Origin of the sequence: Cognatilysobacter lacus (assembly GCF_008274655.1) — a bacterium.
Classification (GTDB): Bacteria; Pseudomonadota; Gammaproteobacteria; order Xanthomonadales; family Xanthomonadaceae; genus Cognatilysobacter; species Cognatilysobacter lacus.
Genome location: NZ_VTRV01000072.1, coordinates 1 through 13,261 on the forward strand (window position 1 = coordinate 1; position 13,261 = coordinate 13,261).

16 protein-coding genes are annotated in these 13,261 nt (G+C 66.7%); 6 read left to right on the top strand and 10 right to left on the bottom strand.

Going from position 1 to position 13,261, the window contains the following annotated elements; genetic code table 11:
• The 3 genes from FW784_RS07995 to FW784_RS08005 form a co-directional block, all read right to left on the bottom strand.
• On the bottom strand, positions 1–365 hold a 365-nt coding region (locus FW784_RS07995; protein WP_235893618.1), incomplete at its 3' end, for a biotin/lipoyl attachment domain-containing protein.
• A complete protein-coding gene (locus FW784_RS08000) occupies positions 365–2,722 on the bottom strand; it encodes an ABC transporter permease (RefSeq protein ID WP_149352824.1) in 2,358 nt (785 codons plus the stop codon). The genes FW784_RS08000 and FW784_RS07995, both read right to left, overlap by 1 nt.
• Before the next feature lie 2 nt (positions 2,723–2,724).
• Positions 2,725–3,459 (bottom strand): ABC transporter ATP-binding protein, encoded by a 735-nt coding sequence (locus FW784_RS08005; RefSeq protein WP_149352825.1) that lies wholly within the window; start codon positions 3,457–3,459, stop codon positions 2,725–2,727.
• 400 nt (positions 3,460–3,859) lie between these two features.
• Between FW784_RS08005 and FW784_RS08010 the strand changes: the two genes are divergently transcribed.
• The 6 genes from FW784_RS08010 (at position 3,860) to FW784_RS14965 (ending at position 8,648) form a co-directional block, all read left to right on the top strand.
• Complete coding sequence (locus FW784_RS08010; protein WP_149352826.1) at positions 3,860–4,318, top strand: RDD family protein; 459 nt, start codon at positions 3,860–3,862, stop codon at positions 4,316–4,318.
• A gap of 270 nt (positions 4,319–4,588) precedes the next feature.
• Positions 4,589–4,714, top strand: coding sequence for a hypothetical protein (locus FW784_RS14820; protein ID WP_268890897.1), 126 nt, complete (start codon positions 4,589–4,591; stop codon positions 4,712–4,714).
• Positions 4,715–4,974: 260 nt separating this feature from the next.
• The gene (locus FW784_RS08015; protein WP_149352827.1) at positions 4,975–5,376 is read left to right on the top strand and encodes a hypothetical protein; all 402 of its coding nucleotides are present in this window, start codon (positions 4,975–4,977) and stop codon (positions 5,374–5,376) included.
• Positions 5,377–5,519: 143 nt separating this feature from the next.
• Positions 5,520–8,123, top strand: coding sequence for an HET-C-related protein (locus FW784_RS08020; RefSeq protein WP_425481612.1), 2,604 nt, complete (start codon positions 5,520–5,522; stop codon positions 8,121–8,123).
• 94 nt (positions 8,124–8,217) lie between these two features.
• Complete coding sequence (locus FW784_RS14350) at positions 8,218–8,571, top strand: hypothetical protein (protein ID WP_187770726.1); 354 nt, start codon at positions 8,218–8,220, stop codon at positions 8,569–8,571.
• Positions 8,505–8,648 (top strand): hypothetical protein, encoded by a 144-nt coding sequence (locus tag FW784_RS14965; RefSeq protein WP_187770725.1) that lies wholly within the window; start codon positions 8,505–8,507, stop codon positions 8,646–8,648. The genes FW784_RS14350 and FW784_RS14965 overlap by 67 nt, the downstream gene beginning before the upstream one ends.
• Before the next feature lie 297 nt (positions 8,649–8,945).
• Here the strand turns inward: FW784_RS14965 and FW784_RS14630 are convergent, their stop codons facing one another.
• The 7 genes from FW784_RS14630 to FW784_RS08050 all read right to left on the bottom strand — a co-directional run bounded on the left by FW784_RS14630 (position 8,946) and on the right by FW784_RS08050 (position 12,721).
• On the bottom strand, positions 8,946–9,230 hold the full coding sequence (locus FW784_RS14630; RefSeq protein ID WP_205123575.1) for a hypothetical protein: 285 nt from the start codon (positions 9,228–9,230) through the stop codon (positions 8,946–8,948).
• A 45-nt stretch (positions 9,231–9,275) separates the two neighbouring features.
• Positions 9,276–9,704 (bottom strand): MFS transporter, encoded by a 429-nt coding sequence (locus FW784_RS14635; protein WP_205123576.1) that lies wholly within the window; start codon positions 9,702–9,704, stop codon positions 9,276–9,278.
• Between the two features lie 27 nt (positions 9,705–9,731).
• Positions 9,732–9,908 (bottom strand): hypothetical protein, encoded by a 177-nt coding sequence (locus FW784_RS14640; protein WP_205123577.1) that lies wholly within the window; start codon positions 9,906–9,908, stop codon positions 9,732–9,734.
• A 119-nt stretch (positions 9,909–10,027) separates the two neighbouring features.
• Entirely contained in the window at positions 10,028–11,203 is a 1,176-nt protein-coding gene (locus tag FW784_RS08035; protein WP_149352829.1) for a class I SAM-dependent methyltransferase, read from the bottom strand.
• 21 nt (positions 11,204–11,224) lie between these two features.
• Positions 11,225–11,533, bottom strand: a complete 309-nt coding sequence (locus tag FW784_RS08040) for a hypothetical protein (protein ID WP_149352830.1) — start codon at positions 11,531–11,533, stop codon at positions 11,225–11,227.
• 64 nt (positions 11,534–11,597) lie between these two features.
• Positions 11,598–11,948, bottom strand: a complete 351-nt coding sequence (locus FW784_RS08045) for an HU family DNA-binding protein (protein ID WP_149352831.1) — start codon at positions 11,946–11,948, stop codon at positions 11,598–11,600.
• A gap of 32 nt (positions 11,949–11,980) precedes the next feature.
• A complete protein-coding gene (locus tag FW784_RS08050) occupies positions 11,981–12,721 on the bottom strand; it encodes a hypothetical protein (RefSeq protein ID WP_149352832.1) in 741 nt (246 codons plus the stop codon).
• Between the last annotated feature and the right edge of the window lie 540 nt (positions 12,722–13,261).

Below are 13,261 nucleotides of genomic sequence, written 5' to 3' on the forward strand. Positions count from 1 at the left end.
AGCTCGTCGGCAGCTGCCCGCCACCGGGCGCGCGCTTCTTCCCGGGTCGCCGGATCCAGCAGTGCCGCTCGCGTCGCGCGAATGAATCCGATGCGCTGCCCGGCCGCGACCGCGTCGCCGGGGTCCAGTTCGACGCGCTCCAGTACGCCCGCCAAAGGTGCGGCGACGACGAAGCGGTCGCGCAGCCGCGTTCGTCCCTCCTCCACGAAGGCGACGACCACCGGGCCGCGTTCGAAGCGCGCGATATCGACGACGAGCGGTCGCGGACGGAAGCTCCACGCCGCGATCGCGACGGCGGCGAGCACGAACACCGCGTACAGCGGCCGCCGTTTGAGCCGATCCGTCCAGTGCGACGTCGCGGCCATCAGTCACGCGCCTTGAGAACGGCCACGAGGTCCAACGCATCCACGCGCCGCCACACCGGCACGCCCGCCGCCAGTGCGCTTGCGAAGGTGGTGAGCGCCGCGATGCCGTAGGTGGAAGGGCTGATGTAACGCGGGATGCGGAACAGGTCGGAGTCGAACCCGTTCACCAGCATCGCGACCAGCGCGTGCCCCAGCACGAACCCCAGGGGCACCGCGAGCGCGACCAGCAGTGCCAGTTCGCCGAGCAGCAGGTAACCGACCTCGGCGCGCGTGAAGCCAAGGATGCGCAGGCTGGCGAGATCGCGCGCGCGCTCCGACAGCGCCACCTGTGCGCTGCTGTACGTGACGCCCGCCGTGATCACCGCACCGAACGCGGTGGCGATCACCGTGAACGTCAGCACCGTGCGCGCCATGCCCTCGTAGAAATTGCGGATGGCCTCGCGCGGCCGGTCGATCGACGCCACGGCCGGCCGGCGTTCCAGTGCGTCGGTGACGTCGGCGAGCCGCGCGGTGTCGACGGCAAGTTGCGCGGTATCGATGCGCGGCCCTTCGCCCAGCAGGCGGTCGAGCGTCGCGCGGCCTACGTAGGCCTGCGAGCCGAACGGTTCTTCCACCACGCCCGCGAGGGGCAACCGGAGCAGGCCGCGACGGCCGGTCAGCACATGCACGTCGATCGGATCCCCCGCTCGCGCGCCCAGCCAGCGTGCGAGATAGCCCGTCAGCAGCACGCCGGAGACCGGCGGCTCGATGGGCCGGCCCTTTGCATCCAGCGGCCGCCGCAGCCGCGCATCGCGATCCAGCCCGCGCAATGCGGTGCGGTAACTGGCTGCGCGGAACGCCACGCGCACGGGCACGACGCGGTCGGCCTCGGCGCGTCGCACGCCACTGATCGATGCGATCTCGGGCAGCGCGCGCGTCGACACGGGCTCGAAGAACGCGACCGAGATGTCCTGGCGCTCGGTCGGCCGGAACTGACGCTCGATCATGTAATCGATGGCGTCGTGCTGGAACCGCCCCATCATCATCACGGCAGTGCCGAATGCGAGCCCCGTCCAGGCCAGCAGCGACCGCAGCGGGCGGCTCGACAGGTCACGCAGCATCAGTCGATGCATCTGCCCCAACCGCCCGGGTGCACGAACGCCGCGCAACCGGCGGCTGCCGCCGCGCCAGGGTACGTCGGGGCGCATCGCGTCGGCCGGCGTAAGCCGCGCTGCCCGCAACAGCGGCAGCGCGGAACCCGCCAACGCGCTCGCGACGCTGACCGCCACGGCCAGCAGCAGCAGACCGGGCGACACCGAGAAGTCGAGCGACGGCAACCGGTAGTAGTCACGGTAGAGCCCCGCAATGAGCCGGCCCAGCACGATGCCGAGCGCAATGCCGACCGCCGCGCCGAACATCCCGACGGCGACTGCAAAGCCCGCGTAATGGCGCCACAGTTCGCGCGTCGAGAATCCGAATGCGCGCAGCGTGCCGATCTGCTCGCGCTCGAGGGAGATCAGCCGTCCCAGCACGACCTGCAGGACATACGCGGCAACGCCGAGGAAAATGGCGGGAAACAGTCGCGCCATCGTCGACAGCTGGCGTAGCTCCTCGGACAGGTAGCGGTGCGAGCGCTGGTCGGCACGCGCGATCGCGCCGGTGCCGCCGTACGGCGCGAGCACGCGGTCGAGTTCCTGAAGCACGAACGGGCTGCGCGCGTGACGCCCCGTTGCGACGGCGACGGAATTGAACGCGCCCACCATGTCGGTCGCAGCCGCGAGCGCGCGGCGCGGCATCCACACGATGGCGAACCTGCTGGCGTCGGGGAAGATCGAACCCGGCGCGCCCTGCGAGATGAACTCGGGCGTGCCGCCGACACCGGCGATTCGGAACGTCGCGCGACGGCCCTGCAGCACGAGCACGATGCGTGAGCCCGGCGCGAGCCGATGCGCTTCCGCGAACGCATCACTGATCACCAGCGCGTCGCGCTCACCTTCCAACGGAAGCCGCCCGGCACGCAGCCGCAGCCGATTGAGTGCTTCGCGCCCAGGCTCGGGGAGACTCACCGCCTGCACGCGAATCGGGTCGTCGAAGCCCGGCAGCTCGGCGCGGCCGAGCGTGAGCACGCGCGTCTGAACCGCGGCGACGCCGTCGATCGCCTCCAGCCGCCCGCGGACCGATTCCGGTGCGCGTCGCAGGTCGGCGAACGCATCCGCGAATGCCGTGTCGCGGTAGTAGCGGTCGCGGCTTTCGACGAGCGACTCGAGTGTCGAACGCGACATGACGAGATTGGCGACGCCCACGCCGGCCACGAGCGCGATCGCCAGCACCTGCCCGCGCAACCGCCACAGGTCGCGTCGACGTTTTCTGGCGAGCATCGTCACCACGACAATGCCAACGCAGGAACGCGTTCCGAATTGACCAGCTCGCGTGCGATGCGGCCGTCCGCCATGTGCAGCGAGCGGTGCGCCATGCGCGCGATGTCCGCGTTGTGCGTGATCACCAGCGTGGTGGTGCCGAGCTCGCGGTTGACCGTTTCCAGAACGTCGAGCACGCGCACGCCGGTGGCGGCATCGAGGGCGCCCGTCGGTTCGTCGCACAGAAGGACGTCCGGGCGCTTGGCGATAGCCCGCGCGATCGCGACGCGCTGCTGTTCGCCGCCCGACATCTGCGACGGGAAGTGTCCGCTGCGTGCCTCGAGGCCCACGCGTGCCAGCGCCTCAGCCGGTGGCATCGGGTCGTGCGCGATCTCCGCAATCAGCGCGACGTTCTCGTAGGCCGTCAGGCTCGGCAGCAGGTTGTAGAACTGGAAGACGAATCCGACGTGTTGACGCCGGTAGAGCGTGAGCGCCGCGTCGTCCGCCGCAACGAGATCATGGTCGCGGTAGTGCAGCGCGCCCGACGTCGCCACATCGAGCCCTCCGAGGATGTTGAGCAGGGTGGACTTGCCGCTGCCCGACGGACCCAGCAGAACGACGAATTCGCGCTCGTGCAGCATGAGGTTGACGTCGCGCAACGCAGCAACGTCGACCTCGCCCATGCGGTACGTCTTGCAGAGCGCGCGCGCGACGAACACGGCCTCGCGTGCCGCGACCGGCTGTGCCGTTGTGGCCATTGCCGCGCTCCCGGGGCGTTGGAATGCGCCTTGCCACGATCGTATCGCCGGCGCATGCGGGGCACCGGCCGGCTAGCGAGCGTTGCCGACGAATGGCGGTGCTTTGCATATCGCGCTGCCGCGTTGCCGCATCAACCGCCGCTGCGTGGTCGCAAGTCTGCGGCCGCTGGACGGCGACGAACCCGAGTCACGAGCGTTTAGGTCGAAGTGGCACGCGAGCCGGGCTGGGACAACGCTGCCGAAGCGACACGCGTCCTCTGGCTCCACAGCCGGCGATCCGAGATCTCGGCTACAGTCCGCAGGCACCGGTGAGTTGCGATGCACGTGCGGTCGAACGGTGGAGAGAACGCTGTCGTTCGAGCGCACGTTCCGAGTGAATCATTGAATCCAGGAGGGGGACATGGAATCGCAGAATCCATACTTGGCGGGAGACGCCGCATTGGCGACGCCACCGCGGCACTACACGGGCGAAGTCGCAAGCAAGGGTCGGCGCTTCGGCACGATGGTCGCGGACTACGTGATCTATTACGTGCTGTCCTTGGTCATTAGCATGGCGGTGATCGTGGCCTTCGGCCCGGGAGCGCTCCAAGGTGGCAAGGCGTACCTGATTACGATTCCCGTGTACCTCTCCTATTACTCTGGCTTCGAAGGCGTCTTGGGGCGCACGCCTGGTAAGTTCATTTTTGGCACGCGGGTCGTGACAAGAGCCGGTGGCGCCCCGTCGTTCGGGCAAGCGATCGGCCGCACACTGTCGCGCGTGATCCCATTCGAGCCGTTTTCCGTGCTGTTCGCTTCGGACGGGGATGCCATCGGCTGGCACGATTCGATCGCGCGCACGAAGGTGATCCGAGTGCGTTGATTTCGACGTATTGTCGCTGCCCCGTGCGGTCGGAAGCCCCGCTCGCCCACTGGCAGGGGGCCCTCTATGGGGTTGCTCTCCGCTTCGCCGGCTTGGCATACGCGGGCAAGCGCCTGGCCTGGGAATTCGCTCGACGACGTGTCGACTGCTTGTCGAACGCAAGGGGCTACATCAATGACATTGCGCGCGGGCGCCGTTGCGTTGCTTACGAGTGCAGCCGTCGCGGGAGCGATCGCGGGCTTCTTCGCGGCTCTCTGGCTTGGCGGTCAAATGACCACGACGGAAATGGCGTCGTACTACGGATTGATGTTCGCCATCGTGCTGGTGCCCCTCGGAAGCGGCATCGCGGCGTGGGCCGCGCGGCGCTGCATCCGCCGCGGCAGCCGCATGAGCTGAGGCCGGCTGCGCCGTCCAGCGCCCGTTTCCCCCGGCGGTGCCTTCCATATCCGATCGTCGGAAAGTGAGCCTGCGCGGTGGACAGGGCGCGCGACGCCGGCTCATGCTCGACGCGGCAGGATGCACAGGGGGATGTCATGGACAGACACGCGAGCCGAAGGTCGGGCGCTATTGGCGGCGGAGTGCCATGGGCGTCGACGTCATTGCTTGCACTGCTACTCGCAAGCGGTTGCGCTCTGGGATCGTCGCGACATGCGCTGGTGGACGAGTTCAGCCGCCATGTTCACGGTGAAGAGCGCGACGCGTGGCTCGAAAACGCCGCGCCTGCTTGGGCACGCCAACTTTCGCGCGACGATGCCGAACAGGTATCCGCGACCGCACTCGCAGATCCTTCGTTCAACGTGCGTGTCTTTGGCGTGCAACTCCTGTTTGACCGGGTCTCCGAGGCGCGAGGTGCCCAGGCGGCCGCGGAACTCGTAATTCGTGGGGACGACCTGACGCCGTTGCTTTGGAGCTGGATGCATGCCAGCCCGGCGGGAACCGTCGAACGACGGCTCGACATGATTCGCGCAGAACTCGAAGCGCGCAAGGGCGGACTTGCACCGGAACAGCGTCAACGCGTGGACAGACTGCTTTGTCCGCCGGGGAAGCGCTGTCGCTGACGCAGTGGCGCAGCGAAACCATGTAAGGGGGAACGATCGTGAACTGGACGTCCACCGGCCGGCCGAGCTTGCTGGCCATCACCCTCGCGGCGCTACTCGGTAGCGCACCACCCGTCGCACGTGCGTTCGACATCCCGGTGCACATGCGCGTGACCAATGAACAAGTCCGGGCCATGCGCGCATCGGTCTACGGGCATCAAAAAGGTTTCAGCCCGAAAGCCGTTGAACAGATCGCCAAGGCGAACGAGGCGGTCGATTCGGTCGCGACGATGTCGGCCGCGTACTGGCACTCCGAGCGGCATTTCACCGACGAGAATTTCCTCGAAGGCAGCCGTCGCCTGATAACGCTTCGGACTGAAGTCATCCAGGCGGTGAGTGGCGCCAACCGCGACGGCAGCAAGGCGCGCGAAAAGCTCGGTCAAGCGCTGCATACGCTGCAGGATTTCTATGCGCACAGCAACTGGGTCGAACGCGGCAACACGAGCATCGTGGGCGGGTTTGGCAAGACGCTCTTCCAGAATCCCTCGCGCGCCAGCGCCACGTGTCCGGGCAACCCGAACACGCTCGGTCCGAACGGCGGCGGCTCGGTGACGTCGGGCTACTTCGTCGGTTTCTCGGTGTTTCCCAGCGATTTCGGCTGCTCGATTGAGCAGCTTCCGGCCAACAAGTGCTTCCACGGCAACTACAGCCCCAATTGCACCGGTATCAACAAGGACCTGGACGCCGCCGGGGCCGCGGCCCACCACGTGACCGAGAACCCGTTCCATCCGCGCGCGGCCGCCTTGGCGAACGAGGCAACGCGCACGTACATCCAGGGCATCCTGGACGATCTCAAGGGCAACGATCGCGCGCTGGCGGCCTTGCTCGATGTCAAGGGCACGCTTGGCTTCGTGGTCGACGACACGGGAAGCATGGGTTCGTCGATCGCCGGTGTATCCGGCACGATCAACCAGATGGTCGCGGAGATCAGCGCAGACCCGGAGCGAGCTCCAGATAATTATCTTCTGGTCCGATTCGGTGACCCGAACGTGGGCGGTGCGATGACGACCGAAGATGCATCGGTGCTGCAGGCAGCCGTGGCAGCGATCAGCCCGGACGGCGGCGGCGACTGCCCGGAACTTTCGCAGGCCGGACTGCTCAACGCGGTCAATGCCTCGATGCCGGACTCGCGTCTGTATCTATTCTCCGATGCGACTGCAAAAGACTCGGCCACGGTCAACCAGGTGATCGCAGCGGCGCAAAGTCGCGGCGTCGAACTCAACTACGGTCTCACTGGCAGCTGCTCGCCCATCGATCCCGCCTATATCCGCGGCGCGGCTGAAACAGGTGGCCAGGTTTTCCGCATCAGGCCGGACGAGATTCCCAAGCTCTTTACCGTCATCAAGCCCCAGCTGCAGGGCAACCAGTCGACGATCATCCGTCGTCGCGTGGATCTCGGCGCCGGCGGCACGGAAACGATCATCGCGCCCGTCGACACTTACAACACCGGGCTCACGATCGCGCTGTCCGTGGCAGAGAACAACGTTGTCGCACACCAATCGGTACGCGTGTTCAGGCCATCTGGCGTCCAGGTCGCGTCCACGGATCCTGACGTCAAGATCGTCACCCTCTCCACCGGCTTGGTGTACGCATTCGACCACGCCGACCCCGGCGTGTGGAAGGTCGAGGTGGAGGGCGTTGGCCCGTTCACCGCGTCCGTTCGTGGAAACAGCCCACTGGCTTTCTCGCGCTTCGACTTCGTGCAAGTCAATGCGGATATCCACGGCGGATACGACCCCGTCGCGGGCCAACCGACGGTGGGGAGCACGATGCTCGGGGAAGCGAGCGTTGTGGGCTCCTACTCGACGGCGCACTTTAGCCTCATCGACGAGGCCGGGCGCGTGCTGATGCCGCTGCTGTTGTCGCAGGACTACGACTCCGCCAACCCCGAGCACTTCCTCGGCGAAACGGCATTGCCGGCGGTGCCGTTCCGGATTTCCGTGGAAGGCACCGACGATGCAGGCAACGCCTACCGCCGCGAGTACCCGGCCCTGTATCGCGCACAGCCGCTCGATGTACAGATCAAGGGCGTTCCGTTCGTCGAACTGAAGAAGGACGTACCTCAAACGGTGACCTTTACGGTGAAGAACCTGCAGTCGGCGCAGGCGTCGTATACGGTCCGAGCGCGTGATGACCTCGGTGCGGTGACGGGACTGGTCCCGACCTCACTCGAGCTGGCCGCGGGAGAGTCCAAGGACGTCCAGCTGACGCTGCAGGCACCTGCAGGGAGCGCGAGCGGCGACACCGGTCGCGTGTTCGTGACCGTTACCAGCAACGCGGACCCCACGCTCTTCAACAGCGCGGAGCTTGGCTATTCCGTGATTGCAAACGCGTCGCCCGTCTGCGAGTCGCCCGAAAAGCCGACTGTGCTGTGGCCTCCCAACAATCAGATGCGCGACATGCGCCTCGCGGATCTTGTGCACGTTACGGATCCCGACGGCGACCCGGTGACGCTCAAGCTGGTCGGCGCGACGCAGGACGAACCGCCAACGCGTGCACCCGACGTGACCGGTGTCGGGACCGACGTGGCCGCGGTACGGGCGGCCCGGGCGGGCAGTGGCGACGGCCGCGTCTACCGCCTTTCCTATGAAGCCGCAGATCGAAAGGGCGGGACGTGTTCTGCTGCAGTCACAGTGCACGTGCCGCACGATTCAGCGACTGACGTTGCTGTCGATAGCGGGCAGAACTACGACGCGACCCAGGAGTAAGGTCCGGGGCGCCGGCGTACTGCCGGCGCCCTGCTCCGCTTCGCGGGCCGTGCTTCTCCGGGACCGCTCACGTTCCCGCCAATCGGGGGGAACCATGAGTTCGCAGAATCCGCGCATCGCCGGCGACGCCGTCTCGGTGCTACCGCGCAAGCACTTCACAGGCGAGGTGACAAGCAAGGGACGACCCTTGGGCACCATGGTCGTGGACTATCCGATCTATTACTTGCTGTCGGCAGGCATCAGCGTCGTCGTGATCATTGGTCAGGAGGCCGTGCACGGTGGCAAGGCGTATCTGATCTCGCTCCCGGCCTATCTCGTTGACTACGGCGGCTTCGAAGTCTGCCCGGACGCACGCCGGGCAAGTTCATTTTCGGAACCTGCGTGGTCAACACCGACGGTTACGCTCCTTCGCTGGGCCAGGCGGTCGGTCGCACGCTGTGCCGCATGATCCCGTGCGAGCCCTTTTCGGTACTATTCGCTAGGGATAGCGAGCGAGCCTATCGGCTTGCACGAATCAATCGCTAACACGAAGGCTATCCGAGCCCGATAAGTGCCGTCGGCGTCGGGACCCGGGGAACGGCCTGACGCGAGGCGTCGACCGCCCGCCGCGCGCCTGACTGCGCGAGTCGGCCCTGTCATTCCGATTGCAGCGGCCTTCTGCGGCACGTAGCGGACAGTGGTCCCGAGTCTGGTGCGGCCGCCCATTTGACCGCTTCGTGCCCCGGCTTCGCGCGGCGACCTGGGTGTCAAGTTCTATGTCCGCCTGCGCCGACGCGCGGCTCCGCGCGTCTGGGCCTGGAGCGCTCCCTTAGGATTTCTTGCTCACGATCCCTCACCATCGCGCAATCGTTGATACATGCCCTTGGTCACGCGGCAATGCCAGCGACAGCGCCGCCGCGAGTAGAAGGACCCCCCTGACCACGCGAGACATGCGCTGAGCCCACACGCCTGATAGATCCAGCCGGAGACCACCGTGCCGAGCAGGCGCCCCATCGCATTCGCCATTAAATAGAAGCCGACATCGAGCGAGACGCCATCCTCCCTTGCGAACGCAACGATCAGGTAACCGTGCAGCGATGAGTTGATCGCAAACAGAACGCCGAACACGGCTAGCCCAGCGCCGACCTGCGTGAAATCCCACCCAAGCACGTCTTACAGAAACACCGGCAGCGCGATCACGAACCACACTTCGCGCGCGCCGAAGACGCAAAGCCGAGCGCCAGACGAAAATGTTGATTGAGCAGCTTTTCGACAGCAGTTCGCGAAACTTCGGCTCCGCCTTAGAGCATTCCAAATCGCGGCCGAGCCACAGCAAGCTTGACGCAAGCACGATGGCCAGCGCTGCCGCCACGATCGCGACGGCGCCGCGAAACCCGAACGCCGCCAGCATCTCATCGCAAGGAAGAAGCCGACGCCCTTCAGCGCGCTCTTAGAGCCCGTGAGCGCCGCCACCCAGCGGAAGAGCACCGCTTGTTGGTCGCCAGGGACGAGCAGCTTGCTGCTGCTCTTCGCGCTCGTCTTGTTGAGGTCCTTTGCGACGCGCGAAAGCGCCTGCGCCGCCATGACCCATGCGATGCTCAATGCGGCGGACTTAACCACAAGCATCGACTATGCGACGACATTGGTCGCCAAGCCGATGTTCATGGCGCGGTTGAGGCCGACCCGCGCGCCGCGCCAGCCGCCCACGAGGTTGGTGATTGCGCCAAAGATCTCGTAGTACAGAAACAGCGTCGCCACGGTAAACGGCGAGTGGCCCAGTTGGTGGAAGTGCAGCAACACCAGCATCCGAAGCGCCGTCGGCCAGCGTAAACGTCCAGAATTTGCCGGTGATCAGCTCCTACTGGTGGGCTTCGGGTGACAGCCGCGCGCGCATAATCAGCGCTCCAGTCTCCGTTCAATACGCATCAGTCACCTCGTGCATCCGATGCTCGGGCACCGCTCTCGGCGGAGCCGTCGTCGGCCGCGCCGGAGGGCGCCCGAAGGCAATGCGCGACGGACAGACCCGGCCGGTGGTAGCACTGGGTACCGCGGTCTGTCGAAAGCACCGCAAGCATGTGCGTTGGCGTAATGCGCCCGGCCCGCATCTCGGCCTCGTCCCGAGCGTGCACCCGATCGATGAAGTCCGTGTCCCAGGGATTAGTGACGTCGAAGTGGTGCCCGAACCCGCGGTCGATGAAGGGGTCGATGATGTTGCCGAAGCCGACGAAGACTTCGAAGCCGAACTTCACGCTCAGCAGTGGCAGGATGTCTTGCGCCCGAATTCCTTCGAAGCCCTCGTTCGAGCAGTCCCAGTCCTGAAACTCGTCTTCCTGGCGCTGCAACTGTCGATTGAAGCGATACGTGCCCGGCAGTTCGCGCCAGAACTCGCGGACGATGGCCAGGGCTTCGGGCCAACGCTGGTGACCGTTCCTGCCGATCATGTCGGACACCGCAAACAGCGCACGCGGCGCGAGCGCAGCCAGGACGGCGTCGAACAGGTGCTCCAGTTCCAGCACGTGGTGCAGGCTCTGGTTCGCCATGATGCCGTCGTAGCTGCCGAGCGGCTCCCACCTGTTGAGATCCGCCTGCAACGGAATCACCCGCGTTTCTAATCCGGACGCCCTGGCGATCTGCGCCCCGCGCTCGAGCATCGCCTCGTTGATGTCCAGGCATTCGAGGGTGAAGTCGTCGAGCCCGAGTTCGACCAGCTCACGAGCGATGCGTGTCTCCGCGTCGCAGTTGCCGCACCCCAGGCTCACGAAACGGGGCTTGCTCGAGCCCGTCCGCCGCGCCGACTCATGCAGATAGCGGGCCAGGAACTGCTCCGGATTGCGAACCCCGAGCGGCTGTTGCATCGGCAGGAGGTAACGGTTGGACCAGTAATGGAATATCGGCGGCAGGTCGTGCACTTCCGTCTGGTCGACGAAGATCGCGCGTTCCTGGTCCATCCGCGCCTGGTACGGATCGACTGAAGTCTCCGGCGCAAGCGGCAACGGTTCCGCGGCGGCGCCCTCGTCGGCGACGTGCGTCGCGGCGGACGCTTCCTCGACGGCGCGGGCACTACGCAGCACCCTCAGCAGACGTTCCGTCAGAGTGGCCATCGGTGCGCGCCTGGGCGACTCCTACCCTTCCATCCCGACATGCCGCAGCGCCTCGTCGAACATCGAAACTATTCGGTCGGCCAGGTGTTCGCGGTCCGGGGTGCTCATCCTGCGCAGCGCTTCGCCTAGGTCGTCTGCCCCGTACGCGATGTCGGCGAGCAGCTCGTCAAAGCGGTGCCGAAGCGACTGCGGAAGATGATGCTCCGCGTCGACGTCGGCCAGCGCCCGGTGGGCCTGCTCCAGGCGGGAGGAAAGCTCGCCACTCGTGCACAGGGCGCCGACAGCCCGGCGCAACTGCCGGTGTGCGACGGGAGTGGTCTCTGAACTCATTGTGCTGGCCACTCTGCAGGCGAAAAAAAGCCGCCGGCCTTGCGGCCGGCGGCTGGGAACTGGGTCAGACCGCCGCGTCCTTGAGCTTCTTGAGCGGACGCGCCTTGAGCTTGACGCTCGCCGGCTTGGCCGCGAACCACTGCTCTTCCTTCGTGAACGGGTTGATGCCCTTGCGCTTCGGCTTGGCGGCCACGTCGACCTTGGTGACCTTCAGCATGCCGGGGAACGTGAAGCTGCCGCAGCCCTTCTTGTGCAGGGAGCCGTGGGCCGCTTCTTCGAGCGCGCCGAGCACGGAGCGGACGTCGCGCGGCGCAAGCTCGGTGCGCTCCGCGATGAAATTGACCAGGCCACTCTTGCCCAGGGGCTCGGTGACCGGCTTGATCTTGGGGGCAGTGCTAGCTTTCTTCGTCGCCATGGTTTGCAGGTTCCGGGTGGAAGGAATGCGGTTTATCGCGCGACGGCGGCCTGCTTGCAAGTGGTTTCGGTCGTTTCGCGGCTGTTTTTACGGGTTTCCGCGTATTTCGCCCGATGTGGCGGCATTTGCGGCCGTCGGCGCAGGGTCCAACGGCAGCTGCGGTATCGCGTAATCGTCGAGGATGCGCGCGATTGCGCGGCGTTGCGGTCGGGCGCGGCCTCCTCTTCGCGCGGCAGCGCGGTCTCGCGGAGCACGCCCGTCGCGATGTCGAACACGATCGGCTCGCTCGCATCGGGCCACGGCGACACCGGGGCCACCTGCAGTGGTGGCGTCCGACTCTGCGAGAAGATGCCGGCCGTGCGGCCGCAGAAGACCGCGAGCTCGGCGTCACCACGGGCCACCGCGTCGAGGGTCGGTTTTTGCGGCTTGGCGTCCGCACTGTCCACAAAAACGGCCCGTGCCCGCACGGGCTGCCGGTTGCGCACGTCGAACTCGCTCGTCGTCGCACCGTCCGGCGGCGCCCCGAGCCGCCGGCCGTCGGCAGAAAACCGCACGTGGGGCGACTGGGTGCCGCCCGTCCGGCTGTCGACGAGCGTCAGACCGTCTGCGTGGACAAAATCGCTTGAGCCTTGGGCATCCGCGTCGTCGCCCCCAGGGGACTCGGTCCGCTCCAGCGCGCAATCGAAATCGGGAACCGGCGCGGAGATGTGCGTCGCGCTACCGACCACCATCGGTGAGGCTGCGTGCCCGCGATTGATGCCCGTCGCACGCATGGAGTCGAGCTCGGGATGGCGGGCATTTGCAGGCGTGGGTTCGGCAAGCGGGCTGCAGCGCGAGCCCGCACCGTCACGCGGCACTGTCCGGCCGCGATCGGGAACCCCGGCAGGCGTCGGCTGCTGCCCACTTCCGCAACGCGTGCGGCCGCAGCGATTCCCGGCCGCGTCCGCGCCCATCCGTGGCGTTGCACCGTCGATCGCCTGCGTCGTGGTCCCGGAGCGGCGCGGGACGACGCCAACAGCTCATGTGCGGCGAGCCTGGACAACGCGGGTGAAGTTCAGTTGCGTCGAAGCAACCGGGGTGAATCGTTGCGCTGCTGGTCGCCGCGGCGTAATGCGCACCTCGCGACGTGCGTGGCCGGATGCCGGGCTCAACGACATGCATCGTAAACACGCCGCTGCAACGTCGACAGCAAGTCGTAGTTGCGCGACAGCCCCGCGCGCCGCTCTGCTGCATCGCGGTATGCACGGGCGGCTTCGCAGGGATCGGCCGCGCTGGCCGTCGCGGCGTCCACGCGGAATGCGCGGCTGCGGCGC